Annotated in this window: 1 protein-coding gene; it reads left to right on the top strand. The window is 73.7% G+C overall.

Annotation, left to right across the window (positions count from 1 at the left end; translation table 11 throughout):
• On the top strand, positions 1 to 1114 hold a 1114-nt coding region (locus ACFPZL_RS13505), incomplete at both ends, for a glycosyltransferase (protein ID WP_382335897.1).

The raw sequence follows: 1114 nt of genomic DNA, 5'->3' as shown, positions 1-1114 counted from the left end.
CTCCCGCGCGCGCGATTCGGTTCCGCCGACGCCGCGACCGGCACGGTCCCGGCCCCCGCCGCCCCTGCTGCGGACGGACCTCCGGCGATCCTCTTCGGCCTGCACTGGCTGCAGCCGAGCGGAGCGGAGCGCTGGGCGGTCGAGACCATCGGCATCGCTCGGCGCCTCGGCTTCCTCCCGATCGTCGTCACCGATCACGACTCCGTCCACCCCTGGCTGACCCGGCCGGAGCTCGCGGATGCCCTCGTCCTCGCGCTGACGCAGGAGCCGGTTCGGCCGGTGGCGGGAGACGCCGACCTCCTCGAGGCGCTGCTCCGCCGTTACGACGTCCGCGGCGCGGTGATCCACCATTCCGACTGGCTCTACGCGGCGCTGCCGGCGCTCAAGCGGCTCCGGCCCGAGCTGCCGGTCGTCGATTCGCTGCATGTGATCGAATACCTCGGCGGGGGCTTCGCCGGCCGCGCGGTCGAGTACGACGACGGCATCGACCACCACCACGTGATCTCGCCCCAGCTCGTCGACTGGTTGCGCGATGTGCAGGGGGTCGACGCCGCGAAGATCGGGCTCGCACCGCTGGCCCGGCTCACGGCCGGCGCGGAGCGGGGGTTCGCCGCACGGGGTGCCGCCCCGGAGGCACCGCGCCCGGATCCCGCCGCCGTGCCGTTCACGATCGCCTGCGTCGGACGGCTCTCGCGGCAGAAGCGCCCCGACCTCTTCCTCCAGCTCGTGCACCGTCTGCAGCGGCGGGGGGCGGATTACCGCGCGATCCTGCACGGCGGCGGCGAGAGCCGTCCCCTGGTCGACGCGCTGATCAGGCGCTACGGTCTCGAGAAGCGGGTCGAGCTGCGGGACGAGTCGACGCCGGTCGGGCAGACGTACGCCGACAGCGACCTGCTCGTGATCCCGTCGCTCAACGAGGGCCTCACGCTGACCACCTTCGAGGCGATCGCCGCCGGCATTCCCGTGCTATCCGCGGATGTGGGTTCGCAGCGTACGATCGTCGAGGGCGAGATGCTCGTCCCGTGGCGCGCGCGCGGCTTCCTCCGCGCCGCGATCCCGCTCATCGCCGACTTCGCCTCCGGAGGCGCGGCCGGGGAGGCCCGGCGCGAGCGCG

Source organism: Leucobacter soli (assembly GCF_042659205.1).
In the GTDB taxonomy this organism is placed as follows: Bacteria; Actinomycetota; Actinomycetes; order Actinomycetales; family Microbacteriaceae; genus Leucobacter; species Leucobacter soli.
This window is presented reverse-complemented; position numbering and strand designations above follow the sequence as displayed.